Genomic DNA, 18,282 nt, shown 5'->3' on the forward strand with positions numbered 1-18,282 from the left:
TCAGTCCCTGGACGCGCCCAGGAAGCGCAGCACGGCGAGCACCCGGCGGTGGTCCGCATCGGCCACCGGCAGGTCGAGTTTGGCGAGGATGTTGTTGATGTGCTTGGCCACCGCGCTCTCACCGACCGTCAGCGCCTCGGCGATGCCGGCATTGGACCGGCCCTCCGCCATCAGGGCCAGCACCTCCCGCTCGCGCGGGGTCAGGGCGGCCAGCGGGTCGCCGCGGCGGAGCAGGAGTTGGGCGACGACCTGGGGGTCCAGCGCCGTCCCCCCTTCGGCCACCCGCCGTACCGCTGCCGCGAAGTCCTGGACATCGGCCACGCGTTGCTTGAGCAGGTAACCCACTCCGCTCGTGTTGTTCGCCAACAGGTCAGCGGCGTACCGCTCCTCCACGTACTGCGAGAGCAGGACCACCGCCGTGCGCGGCCGGCTGCGGCGGATCGCCGTGGCCGCCCGCACGCCCTCGTCGGTGAAGGTGGGCGGCATCCGGACGTCCACCAGGGCGAGTTCGGGCCGGTGCTCCTCGACGGCGGCCAACAGCGCCTCCGCATCGCCGACTTCGGCGACGACCTGGAAGCCGCCCATCTCCAGTACCTTGACCAGGCCGACCCGCAACAGCACCGAGTCCTCGGCGATCACCGCGCGCACGGCAGCTCCACCGTCACGGTCGTCGGTCCCCCGACGGGGCTGCTGAGCCGGAGGACGCCGTCGACGGAGCCCACCCGCTTGGCCAGCCCGCTCAACCCCGTACCACCGGAGGGGTCGGCGCCGCCCAGCCCGTCGTCGGTGACGTTCAACCGCAGGACCGTCCCGACCCGTCGGACCGTCACCTCGACCCGCGAGGCGCCGGCGTGCTTGGTCACGTTCGCCAGCGCCTCGGAGATCACGAAGTACGCAACCGACTCCACGGCGGGCGCCGCCCGTTCCGGCAGCTCGACCCGCAGGCGCACCGGCAGCGGAACGCGGGCGGCCAGTCCGGACAACGCCGCATCCAGGCCCCGGTCCTCGAGCACCGCCGGATGCAACCCGCGTACCATATCGCCGAGTTCGGCGATCGCCGCCTTCGCCTCCAGGTGCGCTTCCGCCAGCATCGCACGGGTCTCGCCCGGCAGGTCGGGGCTGGTGGCCATGGCCAGTCCCAGGTTGACCGCCAGCGAGACCAGCCGCTGCTGGGTGCCGTCGTGCAGGTCGCGCTCGATCCGGCGGCGCTCGGCATCGACCGCCTCGATCAGATCGGTGCGGCTGGTCGCCAGGTACGCGACCCGCTCCTGGAGCCGATCGGCCCGGCTGGGTCCGAGCAGCGCCGCGGCGGAGCGCGACTCCGCCCGGGCCACCACCCCGGCGAGCCAGGGCAGGAGGGACAGCAGCAGGAGGCCGAGCACGGTGTAGCACGGCATCAGCGTCGCCCAGCCGAACCATACGCGCCGCGCCCCGACCGGCAGCGCCCACACCCAGCCGTACCCGGTGGCGCCCGCCAGACCCACCGCCGCCGCCACCAGCACCAACAGCTCCGCCAGGGCCGCCGGCGGGCCCAGCACCAGGTGGTACCCGACCTGGCGCCAGGCGCGCGGCGAGGCGAGCCACCGCAGGGCCGTGGCGGGCGACCACCGCTGCGGCACGGGCGCCGGGCGACGGATGTCCACCCCGAGCAGCGCCCGGTGCCGGTACCGCTGAACCATCGTCAGCACCGGGACGCCGCTCAGGACCAGGGCGACGGACACCGGGAGCACGAGCGCCCAGTCCCCCGTCCTGGCAATGGTCGCCGCGCTCCAGGCCCACACGGGCACCAGCGCCAGGTGCAGCGGGACACCCGTGGCCAGGAAGCCGGTGTCCCGCCGCGCCCGCCGCGCCAGGCGCCCCAACCGGGGTGGAATCGTCATGGCTCGACGTTAGAGCACCCCGACACGGGCCCGCTATGGATCTTGTATCCGCATCCCTGGTGAACCCAGTACCACCACGCCGGGGCCGGGCCCACTGGACGTCAAGTCCGGTCAGAGGCCGACGGCGTCCGGATAGTGTCGCCGGAACTCACCGAGCACACGCTCGTCGACGGACCTGACCTCCCACAGCGAGCTGTCGAACTCCGTGAGCACCACCACCGGCGCACCGTCGGCCGAGCCGGTCGCCTCGGCGTCGACGAACTGCACGGCCGGGGAGACCAGGGCGAGCAGCGTCGCGGTGTCCATGCCCTCGCCGGCCGAGCGGCGCTCCAGCTCCGCTGTGAGCTCCCAGTGCTCCTCGCACTCGACCCGCCAGCGCAGGGCCTTCCCGAAGTCGCCCAGGTGCCCGAGCAGTTCGGCCAACGTGACGTAGTGCCGACCCCGCCATGCCCGGAAGCTGATCCCCTGCACCCTGCCCGTCCCCCGCCTCGAACCCGTTGCGCCGTTGCACCGTTGCGCCACTGGTCAGGCTACTTGTCCATGGCCTTGACCGCAGCGATGTCCGGGTCGGACAGCTCGGCGGTCCCGCCCAGGACACCCCGGCGGGGAGAGGCCTCCGAAGCCGTTGTCCACCGGCTGAACCCGCAGGCATCGTCGGCCCGTGGTTTCGTACATACGGAGTATGCATCGCCGTACGGGTCAGGCCCTGCCCGACGCACCACCGCAGCACACCATGTCATGCACGCCCAGAAAGGCCCCCTGGTCCATGCCCGCAGCAAACCGCTCCCTCGGCGGCTCGAAGCGCCTGACGGCGCTCCTGCTCTCACTCGTCGCCCTGTTCTCCGTGGCCCAGTTCAAGGCCGCCCCGACCGCCAAGGCCGACACCAGCAACTACTGGTCGGTCGTCACCTGGGACATCACCGGACTCGCCGCTGGGGCAGCCGCCCCGCAGCGAACTACCAGAGCATGATCAGGCAGCTCAGGGAGCTCTCCGGAACCAGCATCGCCCCCGCCCTGGCACGGACCACCACGGCCACCGGGCGGTACATCGAGATCAGCGTGAACGACTACAGCGACCCGATCAACACGCACCGGCTCTCGCTCTACCTGCGCCTCGACAACCTGTACCTCGACGGCTTCACCGCCTCGGGGCGGAACTGGCGGTTCAGCGACGCTCCGACGTACCTCAGCACCCGGTTCGCCGCCGCCTACCCGCGGGACGGCCTCCTCGAGAACCTCCGGTACTCCTCCCACTACTCCGACCTCGCCAGCCCCGAGGCCCGCGGTGCCCAGCGCTACAGCGGAGCGGCCTTCTACGGCTTCCTCAGCACGCTCTTCGGGGTCTCCGAAGGCTCCCGGGACCAAGCCCGCGCCCCACTCGCCGCCATGATCGGAGCGACCTCCGAGGCGGCCCGTTTCGGTTGGATCGAGAACCGCATCGCCGCCTCGATCGAGACCGGCGGACAGCAGGACGGCGCCCAGCGCTACGACAACCTGGGCCCCTTCGGAGCCGGCCTGGAGAACAGCTGGGACGAGCTGTCGCGCCTCGTCTACCGGGAGCAGAACGGTGACTCCCAGCGCCCCACCGTCAGGATCGACGGCCGTAACTACAGCAGCATCAGCGACATCGTCAACGGGATCGGCACCGGAACGCCGAGGATCGCTCCCTTCCTGACCCACGGAACCGCCCACTGACGGCATCCCCACCTGCCCGGAGAACCGCCAAGGCCGCCACCGAGAGCACTCGGTGGCGGCCGTGGCCCGGTATCAGCCCTGCGCGGAACGCGGGTCGCACCACCCGCCTCAGGACGGCATCCGCACCGGGGCGATCACCGAGGGCGGGGAGCAGTGCGGGGAGGTGCGGCAGACGGTGAGCGGACGGGGGTTGGCACCGTCCAGGACCTGGACGGACCACAGCACGGGGTAGCTGCCGCCGCAGATGCCGCAGGTCGGGGGCGGCGGCGGGGTGAAGCCCTCGGGCGGCGGGCCGAAGCCGGGCGGCGCGGCGGGCGGGGCAACGGGCGGCTCCGTGGGCGGCGCCGGTATCGGGGCCACGGCCGGCATCGGCGGCACGGCCGGGCGCGGCGGCGCCACCGGTGGCAGGGGCGCCACCGGTGGCGGGGGCGCGACCGGCGCCACCGGCGGCACCGGAGGCGGCGCCGCGCCCCACACCGCCAGCCCCGCCACCAGCGCCTCGAAGTCGTACCCGCACTCGCCGCAGCTGATCAGCGCCCCCTCCGTACGCATGTCCCCGCAGCCCGGGCAGAAGGTCACCGGGTGTTCGTCGGCCGCCGTGCTCTCGCAGCGCGAGCAGATGAAGTCGGGCTCGACCTTGCCCTGTTGGAGGAACGCCCCGATCATCGCGAAGGGGTTGATCTCACCGTTCTTGCCGTGGCCGGCCCGGACGACGGTGGTGATGAGCTTGAGCCGCCTCCGCCGTTCCCGCATCCGCTGGAGGTCCAGGTTCACCACCTTGGTCTGCCGGCAGTCCCGGCAGGTGCACAGGGTGCGGACCGGCAACTGGGAGCGGATGCCGAACTGGCGGTACAGGAACTCGAAGACGGGGCGCTGTTCGCTGCCGATCCGCACGTCCACCACACCGAACCCGACCGCCGCCAGGCAGCCCTCCACCTCGGCGGCCAACCGGGCCACTCCGGCGCCGAGTTGTTCCGGTACGCCGTCCGGCCGGCTGCTCATCATCACCGGTATCGCCAGCAGGGCGGCCAGGGCGGAGTGGTCCAGGCCGAGTACGCCCGCGCGGGAGTGGAAGACGGCGCCCTGCACCCCGCTCCAGAGCGAGGGCCCGGTGCGCCGGGGGGTGCCGGAGAGCCGGTCGTTGATCATGGCGGTGACACCGCCGACCACCCGTTGCCCGGTCTGGTGGTGCCGGGCCAGCGTCTCGGCCTGGGGTGCGCTGGTCCACCAGCGGGGCTGCGGGAAGTCCGTCGCCGCGTCGGGGTCGAGGGCGGTCAGCGCCCGGTCGAGGGCGAACAGCGCGTTCTGGTACGCCGTCACGTACGGGGACTGCACACCGAGGGCGACCACCGAGACGGCCCGGTCGGTGAGGTGCACCGCAACCGTGGTGCCGTTCCCGTCGGCCGCGGCAGCGGCGGCGAACTGGAGCCGCGCCGCGAGCGGGACTTCGTCGGGCAGCAGCATGGCGGAGCGCACGACCGAGCCGCGCCGGGCCTCCACCACGGTGGCCTGCTCCGAGGTGACCTGGAAGCCGAGCGAGCGCAGCGCGTCGACGGCGGCGATCCGGACGCGTCCGGCGTCGGCGCGGACGCGGCGCTCGGCGTCGAGGGTGATCGAGGCCAAGACTCCTCCGCAGGAATGGACTTCGGGGCGGAACGACCGCACGACGGACCGGGATTCTAGTCACCGACGGCCGCACCCCGCAGGACGAATCATCGGATCCGGGCACCCGCCCCGACCAGCTCCACCACCGCGTCCGCACACCCCCAGCTCAGCGTCACGCCCGCGCCGCCGTGCCCGTAGTTGTGCACGATCCGGAGCCCGGCCGCCGCCTCCCCGCCCACCGCTTCCCCATCGGCCGACTCCTCGACCGCCAGCCGCACCCCGCCCCTGCGGTCGGGCCGCAGGCCGACCGGGCAGCCGATGAGTTCGGCTCCGCGCAGCTCGGGGACGTGCACCGCGCACCGGGCCAGGATCGCCTCGGCCGCCGCCCGGTCGCCGCGGAGGTCCCAGCTGCCCTCCTCGAAGGTGCCGCCGAGGACGACGTCCCGGCTGCGCGGGTGGACGTAGGTGTACCCGGCCGGTTCGTCCTGGATCCGCAGCGAGGCCCGCAGACCGGGGTTGCGCACCAGGGCGAGCTGTCCCCGCACCGGCCGCACCGCGTCGTCGCCGCACAGCAGCCGGGCGCCGAGGCCGGCCGCGTTGACCACCACGGGCGCCCAGGCGCCGGCCTGCCGGAGGGTGTCGAGCCGCCGGTGGAGCACCTTGCCGCCGCCCTCGCGGAAGCGGCCGAGCAGCCAGGGCAGGTAGCGCGGCATCTCGACCGTGGGGGCGGTGAACCGCCAGCCGTCCGCGTAGGCCGGGGCGAGGTCGGCCGGCTCCAGTCGGCGCAGGTCGGGGACGCCGGCGCCCCACCAGGGGGTGCCGCCGTCCTGACGCCGGAGCGCGGGCATCCAGGTGTCGCGCAGGACGACGCCGGGCACGCCGGCCCGGGCCTGCCGGGCGAGTTCGGCGTAGGTGGCGGCCGACCAGGCGGCCACCTGCCCGCCCGCCTCCACACCCACCGGGTACCAGACGGCTGCGGCCACGGCCGAGACCGTGGACAGCAGCCCGTCCGCCGTCACCACCCCGACCCGCAGGCCCCGCTCCTGGAGGCGCAGGGCCGTGGTGAGCCCGATGATCCCGCTGCCGATCACGACCACGTCCAGGCCCACGCCCAGGTCCGCATCCGCATCCACGCCCGTACCAACACCCGTACCAACACCCGTAGCAACGCCCACACCCACGGTGCCCCCCTCCCACCGACTCCCCGCCGGCCGATCCGGCCGCGGCGTCCGGACTCCAGGAAAGCGGGGCGGGCGGCGAGGCGTCCAAGACCGGTTGCGTCCTCCGGCGATAAGGCGCCCTTATCGCCGCCGGTGGGCGGTGCGCGGGCCCGGCGCCGGTCCACCGCGGCGGGCCTATCATCGCCCGGTGGACCTCCGTCGCATGCGTTACTTCGCGGTCCTGGCCGAGGAGTTGAACTTCACCCGGGCCGCCCGCCGACTACGGGTGGCCCAGCCCGCGCTGAGCCAGCAGATCAAGGCGCTGGAGCGGCAGCTCGGCGTGCAGCTGGTCGAACGCACCAGCAGGGGCTGCACGTTGACCCCGATCGGCGGCGCGGTCGCCGAGGAGGCCCGGCAGCTGCTGCACCGGGTGGCCGAGGCCGACCGGCGGATCGCGGCGGTGGCCCGGGGGCAGCAGGGCAGCCTGCGGGTGGCGTACACCCGCTCGGCCCGCGGCGGCGTCTCGGACACCCTGATGGGCGAGTTCCGCAGTCGCTACCCCCGGGTGGACGTCGCCCTGCAGACCGGCTGGACCGCCCTCAACGTCGACGAGCTGCTCGCCGGGCGGCTGGACGCGGCCTTCGTCCGTCCGCCGCTGGACGTCCCCGAGCTGGCCTGCCGGGTCATCGCCGAGGAGGAACTACTGCTCGCGGTGCCGAGCGGCCACCCGCTCGCCCGGGGCCGCGGCCGGCTCGACCGGGGCGCGATCCGGGACGAGCCGGTGGTGCTGTGGCCGCGCGACAACGGGCCCGGGATGCACGCGTCGATCACCGGCCAGCTCTGGCCCGACCGGCCGCCCCGGATCGTCCGCGAGGAGCCGGACGACGAGCAGCTGCTGCTCGCGGTGGCGGCGGGCCACGGCATCGCGCCGATCCCGGAGGGCCGGGCCCGGGTCTTCCGGATCCCCGGTGTCAGCCTGCGCCGCCTGGCCCGCCCGGCGCCGACGGTCTCACTGGGCCTGGCCCACAACCCCCGGACGGCCTCCCCGGCGGTCCAGCTGCTGCTCGCCATGGCCCCACGGCTCGGCGCCACAGCGACTTCCCCGCCTGGCAGTTGAGACCGCCGGGCCCACCCCCGTACGCACGCGCACGAGCCCGTGGGCACGCGCGCGAGCGGCCGAGGTGGGCCCGGCGGGGTGGGCGGCCGTCAGCCGATGGTCGAGCCGGTGACGGGCTCGGACAGCTCGACGGTCCTGCCGTTCAGCCCGGCCTTGACGAACTGCCAGGTGAGGCCGCTGATCACGCCCTTGTCGAGCGGGGCCAGCTTGGCGAAGGCGGGCTGGCTGAGGTCGATGTGGGTGGAGTCGCAGGACGGACACTGGTCCTTCACCGGGACGGTGATGGTCTTGCCCTGGTACGTGACCTTGACCGAGATGCCCTTGCACACCGGGTCGTTGTTGGGGTTCGCGGTGGTCCACCAGGTGTGCGAGACGGCGACCAGCATCTGGTTGGAGGCGTTGATCTGGGTGCCGCAGGCGCCGTAGCCCGCGTCGGTGTAGTACGTGGCCTTGCCGGTCATCGGCTTGTTGATCGGTATCGCGGCGCTGGCGGAGCCGGCCGTCAGGGCGATGAGGGCGGCGGCGGCGAGCGGGGCGCCCGCGAGGATCCTGAGGTTCTTGCCGATGGCGCGCATGGTTCATTCCCTCCGGTTCGACGATCCCGGGAAAGGTCATGGGCATGACAGCCAGAAGTCACCGAGGCCACAGTGCAGTTCGGCGACCGATCCGACGATCCGATGCCCACCCGGTGAAAGGAACGTATGCGCCCGTCCTCGGCATGGTCCAGACCTCCCCGGTGTTGCCATGAACACAAGGCAAGGATCTTTACCAATGCGGCCGAAGGGGCGAAGATGCGTGACCGCTCCACCACACAGGGTGTTGACAGGCCGTCACGACCGCCCGCCCCGGAGGCCCGCCCCCATGCGCACCGCCCTCGCCGCCCTGCTCCTCGGCGCCGCCCTGACCCCGGCCCTCGCCGCACCGGCCCTCGCCGCCCCCTCGCCCGCCGCCGCACCCGCGACCCGCGAGGTGAACCAGGGCTACAGCATCCCGGTCGGCGGCGTGACCGACCTCGGCGCACTGCCCGTCCTCGGCAGCCTCGGACTGGACTTCGCCCACCTGCTCGGACAGTGACGGGCAGTCACCACCGCCCCGCACCCGGGCAGCACCCGACCCCGACAGCCGCACTCCCGCCATCGGACCGCCACCCCGCCGCCCGGTCACCCTGCTGCCCGGCACCCCCGAGCTGGAACGCTACCGCTCCTCCCGGCTGATCTCCCTCCGCTCCTTCACCGCCGTACGACCGGAGACGGTCGCCCGGGCCCTGCGCGAGGCGGCGGCCGCCTTCGAGTGACCGCCCCCCCCAGTGACGGCCTTCCAATGACCGCCGCTGCGCGAGCGGCCCCGATTTGCCGAAGATCACGGACCGGGCCCGCCCGCCCGCGTTAGGCTCGCTCCGCGCGGCCCGCCGCCCGCGCTCGCCGACCCAGGGGGGAACGCATGATCGGGGACCTGCTGCCGGACGTCGTGGTGACCGAGGTGGCCTACGACGACCCGCCCGAGGCCCGGCTGGAGCCCGCCGAGGAGGCCGCCGTCGCCCGCGCCGTGGACAAGCGCCGCCGCGAGTTCACCACCGTCCGCCACTGCGCCCGCACCGCGCTGGCCCGCCTCGGCGTCCCGTACCGCCCGCTCGTCCCGGGCCTGCGCGGGGCGCCGAGCTGGCCGGACGGCGTGATCGGCAGCCTCACCCACTGCGACGGCTTCCGCGCGGCCGCCGTCACCCGGGCCGGCACCCTGGCCTCGGTGGGCATCGACGCCGAGCCGGCACTGCCGCTCCCCGAGGGCGTGCTGGACTCCGTCGCCCTGCCGGTCGAGCAGGAACGGCTGGCGAAGCTCGCCGCCGAACACCCGGACACGCCGTGGGACCGCATCCTGTTCAGCGCCAAGGAGTCGGTCTACAAGGCCTGGTTCCCGCTCACCCGGCTGTGGCTGGACTTCCACGAGGCCGAGCTCGACCTCTCCCCCGACGGCACCTTCACCGCCCGGCTGCTGGTCCCCGGCCCGGTGGTCGGCGGCCGCCGCCTGGACGGCTTCGAGGGCCGCTGGGCGGTGCGCGACGGCCTGCTCGCCACCGCGATCGCCGTCCACCCGTAACCGGCCGCCACCCGGCGGTTCGCCGCCCGGGCATATCCTCGTCCCCGTGACGGTGACCTATGTGCTCGACGGCGGGAAGATCGGCAACCTGGAGGACTTCTGGGCGGAGGTCGGTCGGAAGATCGGCGCCGACGGCTACTTCGGCCGCAACCTGGACGCCTTCGCCGACTGCCTCAGCGGCGGCTTCGGCACGCCGGACGACGACGACTACGTCATCGAGTGGCGCGACCACGAGGCCTCCCGCCGCGCCCTCGGCTACCCGGAGACAGCCCGCCAGCTGGAGCGGCAGCTCCCCCGGGTCCACCCCACCAACCGCGCGCAGGTCGCGGCCGAGCTGGCCGCCGCCCGGGCGGGCAAGGGCCCGACGGTCTTCGACTGGCTGGTCGACATCATCGAGGAGCAGCACCCGGGCGGCCTCCGCCTGGCCTGACCCTCGGGCTCACAGCACGTCGGACAACCGGACGAACCTCCGCCCCGCCGCCAGCAGCCCCGGCAGCGCCGCCGCCACCCCGCGGGCGGTGCCGTGGCCGGGCTGGTTCATGTGCCCGATGACGATCGCCCCCGGCGGCGCCGACGCCACCTCCTGCCGCACCTCAGCGGCCGGGAGGGTCGCCCCGCCGTCCGCGTTCACGGTGAACCCGGCGATCCGTTCGCCCAGGTCGGCGACCACCCGGACGGCGACGTCGTCGTAGTACGCGGTGCCGGAGCGGAAGAACCGCGGCGGGTGCCCGAGCAGCTCGGTCAGCTTGTGGGCGTTGCCCGCCACCTCGTCGTACACCTCGCCGACCCCGCCCGTACCCGCGATCCCCTCGGCCGAACGGCCGGTCACGGACAGCGGGCGGTGCACGGTGCCGTGGTTGCCGATCTCGAACAGCGGGTCGGCGGCGAGCTGTTCGAAGGTGCGCGGATTGGCGTCGATCCAGCGGGCGTTCAGGAACAGCGTGGCCGGGACCTCGTGGGCGCGCAGGAAGTCGATCAGCTCGGCGTCGTAGCGGCTCCCGCCGGGCCCCCCGCAGGCGTCGAAGGTGAGCGCCGTGGCCTGCTGACCCTCCGGCAGCCCGGTGACCACCCCGGGGAGGTCCAGGCCCCAGGCGGTCGGCGCCACGGCCGCGTAGCGCTGGACCAGCTCGGCCCGGCCCGGCTCCCGGGGGGTCGCGGCAGCGGAGGGTGCGGCCGACGCCGTGCCCGCGGGACTCCCCGAGGGCGCCGCCGAAGGGCTCGGCGTAGAGGTCGCCGAAGGACTCGGCGAAGAGGTCCCCGCCGGAGTCCCCGTCGAGCCGACGGCCGCCCTGCCCCCCTCCGCGCCGCGCCCCGACCCGCACCCCGCCAGCGCACCGCCGCCCACCACCGCCGCCAGCAGCGTCCGCCGACTCAGTGCCACGCCTGCCTCCCGACCGCCCCGTCGTCACCTTCCGTACGAACCACCACATGACTATGAACCGGTCATCCGTCACTCCCCGCAACTCGCCCCGCCCTGGCCGGGCCCCTCTTTCACCGGCCCGCCCCACCCCGGTGGGTCCCGCCTCACCCCGGGTTCACCCCCGGGGGTAGGCGAACGGACGGACCAGCCCACCCCAGCCCGGAGGCCCCGATGCCCGCCGACCCCACACCTCCCGCCGACCCGACACCCCCCGCCCGGCCCGCGCACCCCGCCGCTCCCCCGCACCCCGCCCGCCGCGACCTGCTCCGCACCGGCCTCGCCACCGGCGCCGCCACCGCCCTCGGCCTGGCCGCCACGACCGGTGCCGCGGGCACCGCCTCGGCCGCCCCGAACCGCGACACGAACCAGGACGCGGACCGGACCGACCGCACCCTCACCCTCACCGGCCACCTCCCCACCGGCTGCCCCGACTTCGTCTACCTCCCGCTCGAAGTCCCCGAGGGCGTCCGCGAGATCGCCGTCTCCTACGGCTACGACAAGCCGCCGGTCCCGGCCGGCACCCCCGGCAACTCCTGCGACATCGGCATCTTCGACGAGCGCGGCACCGACCTCGGCGGCGACGGCTTCCGCGGCTGGTCCGGCGGCTTCCGCACCGAGTTCGCGCTCGCCCGCGGCTCCGCCACCCCGGGCTACCTCCCCGGCCCGATCAACCCGGGCACCTGGCACCTCGTCCTGGGCCCGTACCAGGTCGCCCCGCAGGGCCTGGAGTACCACGTCGAGGTGACCCTCCGGTTCGGCGAGCCGGGGCCGGAGTTCACCCCGCACTACCCGCCGGAGCGGGCCCGCGGCCGCGGCCGGGCCTGGTACCGGGGCGACTGCCACCTGCACACCGTGCACTCCGACGGCCGCCGCCTGCCCGAGGAGGTGGCCGCCGGGGCCCGCGCCGCGGGCCTGGACTTCATCGTCTCCACCGACCACAACACCAGCTCCTCGCACGCCGTCTGGGGTCCGCTGGCCGGCCCGGACCTGCTGATCGTGCCCGGCGAGGAGGTCACCACCCGCAACGGCCACTGGCTGGCCCTGGGCCTGGAGGCCGGCCAGTTCGTCGACTGGCGCTACCGCTCGCGCGACGAGGAGTTCCCGCGCTTCGTCCGCCAGGTCCACCGCTCCGGCGGCCTGGTGGTGCCCGCGCACCCGTACTGCCCGTACGTCGCCTGCCAGTGGAAGTTCGGCTACGAGCAGGCCGACGCCGTCGAGGTGTGGAACGGGCCGTGGACCTACGACGACGAGTCGGCCGTCGACACCTGGGACTCCGAGCTCGCGGTGGCCCTGCGGGGCGGCCGCTCCTGGCGGCCCGCGATGGGCAACAGCGACGCCCACAGCGCGCCCCAGGTCATCGGCCTGCCGCACAACGTCGTCCTCGCCGAGGACCTCACCCGCGACGCCGTCCTCGACGGGCTGCGCGCCGGGCGCAGCTGGCTGGCCGAGTCCGCCGCCGTCCGGCTCGACCTCACCGCCACCGGCCACGGCCGCCGGGCAGGCATCGGTGAGGAGCTGACCGTCCCGGCCGACGCCCCGGTGGACGTCCGGCTCGCCGTCTCCGGCGTGCCCGGCGGCACCGTCCGGCTGATCACCGACGAGGGGCAGCTGCACCAGGAGTCGCTGCCCGCCGACGGCTCCGGCACGGTCGTCTGGCGCACCACGGCCTCGCTGGCCGCCTACGTCCGCGCCGAGGTCCGCCACCCGAGGGCGGACGGGACGCCCGGCAAGGGCAACGCGATGGGTCCGGACCTGCCGTGGGGGCCGATGGCGGCCCTCACCAACCCGATCGTGCTGCGCGCCGAGGAGCGCTGAACGGGTCCGGCGACCCGCCCACCGGCCGGGAGGGGGACGACTCGGGGCACCCGTTTGGACTAGGTTGATCCCCGAAACGCATCAGTCGTAGGGACGAGGCGGTCGGCTGTCCGTATCCGGGGCGACCGGCTCCTCCGCACGCCCACCGTCTCGCCCCGGCTGCCCGTCCGTACCCGTCCCGTCCCCGGCCCGCGAAGGGATCAGCAGCTGTGAACCGTACGACCGTAGGTGGGCCGGAGCTCGGGGGCGGCCGGGGCGCCGGAGGCGTCCTCGTCCTCGTCGACCCCGCCGGGGCCGCCGATCCCACCGGGGCCGCCGGTGGAGCAGGGGGCGGCAGCCCGGTCGCGGGGCTGCTCGTCCAGGAGCTGCGCCCGAGCGTCCACCTGCGGACGGACGACTTCCTCCGGGTCATCCGCAACGGCCAGGTCCCGCCGCAGCTGCCCGGGGCCGACCGGCAGCAGGCCACCGCGCTCGCGGCCACCGCCCAGGCCGCCTTCGCCTACGCCACCGGCGGCTACCAGGTCGTCGTCGAGTGCGCCGACGCCCCGGCGGCCCTGGACACCTTCCGCCGCGAGAGCCGCACCACCGGCGCGGCCCTGCACTACGTCGTCCTCACCGGCGCGGCCCCCGCCACCCCGCACGAGCTGGACACCACCGACCTCACGCCGGAGACCACCGCCAAGTCGGTGCTGGCGGCCCTCACCGCCCGCACCCACCTGCTCGGCTGGTAGCCCGCCACCCCGGCCCCAGGCCCCTACGCCCCCAGGCCCTACGCCCCGACCGTGCCGTCGATGGCCTCCCGCAGGAAGTCCGCGTGCCCGTTGTGCCGGGCGTACTCGTGGATCAGGTGCAGCATCACCAGCCGCAGCGACACCTCGGCCCCCCACCGCGCCTGGTAGCCGGTGACGTCCAGCGAGGGCGCCGCCAGCTCGATCCGGCGCGAGTGCTCGACCTCGGCCCGCCAGGCGGCGAAGGCCTCGGCACGGGTGGCCCCGGTCGGGTCGTAGGCCACCTGGTAGTCCCCGTCGGGGGACCAGACCAGCGGGACGTCCTCGCCGTCGATCACCCGGCGGAACCAGGTACGCTCCACCTCGGCCATGTGCCGCACCAGCCCGAGCAGGCTCAGCTCGGACGGCGGACTGGAGCGCTGCCGCAGCTGTTCGTCGGTCAGGCCCTCGCACTTCATGGCGAGGGTCGCCCGGTGGAAGTCCAGGAACTCGCGCAGCATCTGGCGCTCGCCACCGGTCAACGAGGGTACGGGTCGGTCGTCGGTGCTCATGCGGGGTCGTGCTCCTCGTGCTCTGGCCCTGGGGCGTGTCCGGTGGATCGGGCCGGTCCGGTCGGCCACCGGCGGACTGTAGCGAACCCGCACCCCCGTCGGACACCGGGTTTCCACTCCCCGTCAACCCCGAACCCGCCCCGTCACGTACCGTGTTCGGACCACCACAGGTTTGGGTACGTACCTCGGCGCGCCCGACCGCCGGGCGCCCACGAGCAGGAGACCCGACGGCCCATGGACCACAACCACATCCCCCCGACAGTGCGCCGCACCTACGGTGCCGACGACCTCAGCACCGCGCCGTCCTTCGCGGGCGGATTCATCAACTTCGGTGACTGGCACGGCATCGACCTGACCGCCCCGTCCGCCGAGGACCGGGTGCACAGCCAGGAGCAGCTCTACCGCCGGGTGCTGAACGCCTTCCCGGAGCCACGCGGACAGCTGCGCCTGGCGGAGGTCGGCTGCGGCCGCGGCCTCGGTACGGCGCTCGCGCTACGGGAGTTCCGCTTCGCCTCCGTCACCGGTGTCGACATCCACCCCGACCAGATCGAACGCGCCCGCGCCGTCAACGCCCGCGCCCTGGCCACCTACCCCGACCGGCTCGCCTACACCCTCGGCTCCGCCGCCCAACTCCCCTTCGCCGACGCCACCCTGGACGGCGTCTACTCCGTCGAGGCCGCCCAGCACTTCCGCGAACTCGGCGGTTTCGCCCGCGAAGCCGCCCGGGTCCTGCGCCCCGGCGGCCGCCTGGTCGTCACCACCTTCTTCGCCGCCCCCGGCCCCGAGATCGCCGAACGCCTCAAGATCCTCCTCGCCAGCTTCGCCGACGGACTCGACGTCGCCCACACCCTCGACGGCTTCACCGGCGACCTCACCGACGCCGGCTTCACCGACATCGGCACCGAGTCCATCGGCCCCGACGTCTGGCCCGGCCTCGACCGCTACCTCGCCGACACCGTCCCCTCCGACCACTGGACCCGCAACTTCCTCCCCGCCTGGCGCCACGGCCTCCTCGACTACCACCTCCTCACCGCCACCCGCACCTGACCCGCCCCCACCGCCCACCAACCCCCGGGCCTGCCCGCACCCCCGCGGACAGGCCCGGGGCAGGACACCCCTCACAGCTCCGGGGGCCCCTGCCTCCCAGCGGTCGACAGCGCCCCGGCCGGTCTGCCATTCGGGTGAAAAGCTCCGGGTTGGCCGGGCGCGGATGGACAGCCGGTCCATCGCTGTCAGAATCTCATTTTCCTTGAACTCCATCCGATACACGCGGTGCCGCCCAGGAGCTGGAGCAGAACGTGCGATTCATCCGACCACGCAGCATTCCAGGTCAGGCGACCGGCACAATGGCGGGGCATTTTCCGTGGACGCTGATGTACCACTCCGTGGCGATCGCACGCGACGACCCCTATATGATCACCGTTTCCCCCGCGCGCTTTCGTCGCCAGCTGCGCTGGTTGTCCTCGTGGGGCCTGCGCGGGGTGGCGGTGGAAACCCTGCTGCGCTGCCATCGGGAGGGCACCGCTCGGGGGTTGGTCGGGCTCAGTTTCGACGACGGGTACCGCGACTTCACCGAGGAGGTCATGCCCGCACTGGTGGAGTACGGCTTCACCGCGACGGTCTACGTGGTGGCCGGCCGACTGGGCGGGTACAACGACTGGGACCAACTGGGCCCGCGCAAACCGCTGATGACGGCACTCCAGGTCCGTGAGGTCGTCGCCGCCGGACTGGAGATCGGCTCGCACGGATTGACGCACCAGCGCCTGGCGGGCCTCGGTGCCCGGGATCTGGCGGCCCAGGTCGCCGGCAGCCGCCGTGCGCTGGAAGACCTCACGGGGCAGGAGGTCGCGGGGTTCTGCTACCCCTACGGCTCGCTCGACGCCGCTGCCGTGGCGGCGGTGGCGGGAGCCGGCTACAGCTACGGGTGCGCGGTCAGCCCCGGAGCCCACGGCGGGCGGTACGCGATTCCCCGTGCCTACATCGGCGACCGGGACGGGCCGCTGCGCATGATCGCCAAGCTGGCGCGCGACCGCTGGCAGCGCTGACAACTCACTTCTGAAAACGCACAGTTGACGGCCCACGGGTGTCCGCGGAGCCGGAGCTCGCGACGCGATCAGGAATCGGCGGTGCCGGGCTCCAGCCGCAGCCAGGACTCGTGCCAGAGCAGTGCGCACTGGCGGTCGCAGCCGTTGGCCACCGGCTCGCCGCCGCAGCGGAGGCCCCGGAGGATGAACCACCGTCCTCCGGCGGGCCGTTGCCACCACGCGAGCGACCGGTGGCGCAGCTCGAAGGCTCCGTGGCGGGTGCCGACGTGGCGTTCCATGCCGGGCTGGAAGGGCACGCCGTCCAGACGGCCGTCGGCCCCGAGGGTCGCGCTGATCTCCGCGAGACTCCGCACGGTGGCCCACCGCGTGGCCGGCCGGGCGGGCGGGAGCGGCGCGGAGGCCGGCTCCAGCCATGCGTCGCGGAACAGCAGGGCGCAGTCCAGTCCGCAGCCCTGGGTGCCGTCGGCGCCGTGACAGGTGGCGCCGGCCAGGGTGACGGTGTCCGCCAGGCGCCGCATGCGGTAGTGGTCGTCCACCATGCGCCGCACGACGCGCTCGACGCGGTGGACCCCACCGCAGAACGACCATTGGCTACGGGTGAACCAGAGCCCTCGATGCCGGTCCTCGGCGTCGAGGGTGGCACGCACCGCCGCCTCGTCCTTCACCCGGACCCAGTCCCCCACGGAGAAGCGGGAGGGCCGGCCGGGTGCGGGAAGACCGCTCCGGCTCTCGCGCAGGTCCTCGAAGGCGAGCCGGGCGCGGCGGACGACACCGAGCGGGGGGAGGTCGCACAGGGGGAGGTTCTTGTACTGGCACCGCTCCGCCGCCGTTCCGCAGCGCATCCCCGCGGTGCCGTCGAACCATGATGTCTCTGCGGTCATCTGCGCTTTCCCGTCGGGTCGGAAATATTGACACAGGGTAGCGCGACGCGGCCTTTCCGGACGGACTCACCGAGCCTGCCCGAGGGCATTCCCAGCAAATGATACTAGTCATATCGAAGATATCCCCGAGAATGTCTTCCTCACCGTCAGAACCCTTTGTCCAAGGCGTCCGAGGCGTCCGAGGCGATCGTGAGGTCGGCCGTACTCCGGGTGTCGAATGCGCGCGGGGAGCGATCGGATCCGCCGTTCCTCTAAGGTCGCGGCATGTCGACTCCGACTTTCTCCACACGCGGCCTGGTGCTGACGGTGTCGGCGCTCGGGGTACTCGCGGGAACGGATTTGCTCAGCAGGTCGGCGCATTCCGCCGCCCTGGCGATTTTCGCGCCCGCCCTGGAGTCATCGGTGCTCCAGGCCGTCCCGTGGGCGGCCTTCGTCCTCCATCTGGCATCGATCGCCGTGCGAACGGTGCTGGAGCCGCGGCGGGACCTCGCCGCCGGTTGCGGACGGCTGCTCACGGGCACGGCGGTCAGCTGCCTGGCGGCCGTCGTGGTCCTCGGGGGCGTCGCCCGGCTGCGCAGGGCACGCCGCCGGGCGCCGGGGCCGATGGTGGGTCCGGTGCGGCGCGGGGTGCTCCGACCGCCCGGCCGGGTGGGGGACCTGGCCGTGACGGTTCGGCGGGTGTCGACGGCCGAGCCCGGCCAGGACCGGGGCGTGCTGTGCGAGGTGCTGGAGACGCCGTTCGGGGTCCGGATGGTGATGGGCGATGTCCGGGGTGGCGGCCGGCCGGCGGCGGTGCGGGTGATCGCCAGGGTGGCCGGGGAGATCCGGGAGGCCGCACAGTACGAGCCGTCCCTGGCCGGGGTGGCGGCCAGGGCGGAGTCGTGCGTGTCCGGGGCGGTGGCGGCCGGTGTGCTCGTGACGGCCGTGTTCGCGGAGTTCTCCGGCGCGGCGGAGGTGCTGCTCCTGTCGTACGGGCATGCGCCGTTGCCGCTGGTCGCCCACGACGACGGCGTGCGGACCGTGGCGTGCGAGCCGGGCCCGCCCGTGGGCCTGGCCGAACTGGCCCTGGGCGAGCCGCTCTTGCGTCAGGAGCCCTTCGTCCCGGGGCAGACCCTGGTGGTGTGCTCCGACGGTGTCGCCGAGGCCCGGGGATGCGGGGGCGCGGGCCCCCGCTCGCGGAACGCCTGGCGCGACTCACCGGAACAGGCGGGTGGCGGGCGGGCGGGACGGAGGAGCGCGCGGACCTGCTGTGTGCGGATCTGACGGCCTTCACCGGGAGGGAGTCGGACGG

Annotated in this window: 20 protein-coding genes; 11 read left to right on the plus strand and 9 right to left on the minus strand. The window is 74.0% G+C overall.

Annotation, left to right across the window (positions count from 1 at the left end; genetic code table 11):
• The 3 genes from ACFY2K_RS09345 to ACFY2K_RS09355 form a co-directional block, all read right to left on the minus strand.
• Positions 1 to 648 (minus strand): response regulator, encoded by a 648-nt coding sequence (locus tag ACFY2K_RS09345; RefSeq protein WP_380525401.1) that lies wholly within the window; start codon positions 646 to 648, stop codon positions 1 to 3.
• Complete coding sequence (locus ACFY2K_RS09350; protein WP_380525402.1) at positions 636 to 1,880, minus strand: sensor histidine kinase; 1,245 nt, start codon at positions 1,878 to 1,880, stop codon at positions 636 to 638. Before ACFY2K_RS09350 ends, ACFY2K_RS09345 begins: the two co-directional genes overlap by 13 nt.
• 111 nt (positions 1,881 to 1,991) lie before the next feature.
• Positions 1,992 to 2,351, minus strand: coding sequence for a hypothetical protein (locus tag ACFY2K_RS09355; protein ID WP_380525403.1), 360 nt, complete (start codon positions 2,349 to 2,351; stop codon positions 1,992 to 1,994).
• A gap of 295 nt (positions 2,352 to 2,646) precedes the next feature.
• On the opposite strand from ACFY2K_RS09355, the gene ACFY2K_RS09360 reads away from it, so the two are divergent.
• Both ACFY2K_RS09360 and ACFY2K_RS09365 read left to right on the plus strand, forming a co-directional pair.
• On the plus strand, positions 2,647 to 2,850 hold the full coding sequence (locus ACFY2K_RS09360) for a hypothetical protein (protein WP_387710468.1): 204 nt from the start codon (positions 2,647 to 2,649) through the stop codon (positions 2,848 to 2,850).
• The gene (locus ACFY2K_RS09365; RefSeq protein WP_387710470.1) at positions 2,847 to 3,575 is read left to right on the plus strand and encodes a ribosome-inactivating family protein; all 729 of its coding nucleotides are present in this window, start codon (positions 2,847 to 2,849) and stop codon (positions 3,573 to 3,575) included. Before ACFY2K_RS09360 ends, ACFY2K_RS09365 begins: the two co-directional genes overlap by 4 nt.
• A 108-nt stretch (positions 3,576 to 3,683) precedes the next feature.
• Here ACFY2K_RS09365 and ACFY2K_RS09370 read toward each other — a convergent pair whose 3' ends face one another.
• Positions 3,684 to 5,198: a hypothetical protein gene (locus ACFY2K_RS09370; protein WP_387710472.1), complete on the minus strand. Its 1,515-nt coding sequence runs from the start codon at positions 5,196 to 5,198 to the stop codon at positions 3,684 to 3,686.
• Positions 5,199 to 5,287: 89 nt separating this feature from the next.
• Positions 5,288 to 6,313 carry an FAD-dependent oxidoreductase gene (locus tag ACFY2K_RS09375; protein ID WP_380640544.1) on the minus strand — a complete coding sequence of 342 codons (1,026 nt, stop codon included), beginning with the start codon at positions 6,311 to 6,313 and terminating at the stop codon, positions 5,288 to 5,290.
• Between the two features lie 235 nt (positions 6,314 to 6,548).
• Between ACFY2K_RS09375 and ACFY2K_RS09380 the strand changes: the two genes are divergently transcribed.
• Complete coding sequence (locus tag ACFY2K_RS09380; RefSeq protein ID WP_387710474.1) at positions 6,549 to 7,457, plus strand: LysR family transcriptional regulator; 909 nt, start codon at positions 6,549 to 6,551, stop codon at positions 7,455 to 7,457.
• 89 nt (positions 7,458 to 7,546) lie between these two features.
• Here ACFY2K_RS09380 and ACFY2K_RS09385 read toward each other — a convergent pair whose 3' ends face one another.
• On the minus strand, positions 7,547 to 8,032 hold the full coding sequence (locus ACFY2K_RS09385; protein WP_375894841.1) for a cysteine/serine endopeptidase inhibitor: 486 nt from the start codon (positions 8,030 to 8,032) through the stop codon (positions 7,547 to 7,549).
• 286 nt (positions 8,033 to 8,318) lie between these two features.
• Here ACFY2K_RS09385 and ACFY2K_RS09390 point away from each other — a divergent pair, with 286 nt between their 5' ends.
• The 3 genes from ACFY2K_RS09390 (at position 8,319) to ACFY2K_RS09400 (ending at position 9,981) form a co-directional block, all read left to right on the plus strand.
• Positions 8,319 to 8,531: a hypothetical protein gene (locus ACFY2K_RS09390; protein WP_380589014.1), complete on the plus strand. Its 213-nt coding sequence runs from the start codon at positions 8,319 to 8,321 to the stop codon at positions 8,529 to 8,531.
• A 366-nt stretch (positions 8,532 to 8,897) separates the two neighbouring features.
• Positions 8,898 to 9,551 carry a 4'-phosphopantetheinyl transferase gene (locus tag ACFY2K_RS09395; RefSeq protein ID WP_375894844.1) on the plus strand — a complete coding sequence of 218 codons (654 nt, stop codon included), beginning with the start codon at positions 8,898 to 8,900 and terminating at the stop codon, positions 9,549 to 9,551.
• A 46-nt stretch (positions 9,552 to 9,597) separates the two neighbouring features.
• The gene (locus ACFY2K_RS09400) at positions 9,598 to 9,981 is read left to right on the plus strand and encodes a barstar family protein (RefSeq protein ID WP_380589011.1); all 384 of its coding nucleotides are present in this window, start codon (positions 9,598 to 9,600) and stop codon (positions 9,979 to 9,981) included.
• Between the two features lie 9 nt (positions 9,982 to 9,990).
• Here ACFY2K_RS09400 and ACFY2K_RS09405 read toward each other — a convergent pair whose 3' ends face one another.
• Complete coding sequence (locus tag ACFY2K_RS09405) at positions 9,991 to 10,656, minus strand: polysaccharide deacetylase family protein (protein ID WP_375894848.1); 666 nt, start codon at positions 10,654 to 10,656, stop codon at positions 9,991 to 9,993.
• 486 nt (positions 10,657 to 11,142) lie between these two features.
• Here ACFY2K_RS09405 and ACFY2K_RS09410 point away from each other — a divergent pair, with 486 nt between their 5' ends.
• The gene (locus ACFY2K_RS09410) at positions 11,143 to 12,786 is read left to right on the plus strand and encodes a CehA/McbA family metallohydrolase (RefSeq protein ID WP_380640550.1); all 1,644 of its coding nucleotides are present in this window, start codon (positions 11,143 to 11,145) and stop codon (positions 12,784 to 12,786) included.
• A gap of 209 nt (positions 12,787 to 12,995) precedes the next feature.
• Positions 12,996 to 13,517 (plus strand): hypothetical protein, encoded by a 522-nt coding sequence (locus tag ACFY2K_RS09415; protein WP_387710478.1) that lies wholly within the window; start codon positions 12,996 to 12,998, stop codon positions 13,515 to 13,517.
• 38 nt (positions 13,518 to 13,555) lie between these two features.
• Here the strand turns inward: ACFY2K_RS09415 and ACFY2K_RS09420 are convergent, their stop codons facing one another.
• Positions 13,556 to 14,065: a DinB family protein gene (locus ACFY2K_RS09420; protein WP_380525413.1), complete on the minus strand. Its 510-nt coding sequence runs from the start codon at positions 14,063 to 14,065 to the stop codon at positions 13,556 to 13,558.
• Positions 14,066 to 14,299: 234 nt separating this feature from the next.
• On the opposite strand from ACFY2K_RS09420, the gene ACFY2K_RS09425 reads away from it, so the two are divergent.
• Both ACFY2K_RS09425 and ACFY2K_RS09430 read left to right on the plus strand, forming a co-directional pair.
• On the plus strand, positions 14,300 to 15,112 hold the full coding sequence (locus tag ACFY2K_RS09425; RefSeq protein WP_387710480.1) for a class I SAM-dependent methyltransferase: 813 nt from the start codon (positions 14,300 to 14,302) through the stop codon (positions 15,110 to 15,112).
• Positions 15,113 to 15,363: 251 nt separating this feature from the next.
• Positions 15,364 to 16,110, plus strand: coding sequence for a polysaccharide deacetylase family protein (locus ACFY2K_RS09430; protein ID WP_387710481.1), 747 nt, complete (start codon positions 15,364 to 15,366; stop codon positions 16,108 to 16,110).
• A 68-nt stretch (positions 16,111 to 16,178) separates the two neighbouring features.
• Here the strand turns inward: ACFY2K_RS09430 and ACFY2K_RS09435 are convergent, their stop codons facing one another.
• Complete coding sequence (locus tag ACFY2K_RS09435) at positions 16,179 to 16,991, minus strand: hypothetical protein (RefSeq protein ID WP_375894859.1); 813 nt, start codon at positions 16,989 to 16,991, stop codon at positions 16,179 to 16,181.
• A 264-nt stretch (positions 16,992 to 17,255) separates the two neighbouring features.
• Between ACFY2K_RS09435 and ACFY2K_RS09440 the strand changes: the two genes are divergently transcribed.
• Positions 17,256 to 18,254 carry a SpoIIE family protein phosphatase gene (locus ACFY2K_RS09440; RefSeq protein WP_387710483.1) on the plus strand — a complete coding sequence of 333 codons (999 nt, stop codon included), beginning with the start codon at positions 17,256 to 17,258 and terminating at the stop codon, positions 18,252 to 18,254.
• The last annotated feature ends 28 nt before the right edge of the window (positions 18,255 to 18,282 follow it).

Source organism: Kitasatospora sp. NPDC001309, from assembly GCF_042896295.1.
GTDB lineage: Bacteria > Actinomycetota > Actinomycetes > Streptomycetales > Streptomycetaceae > Kitasatospora.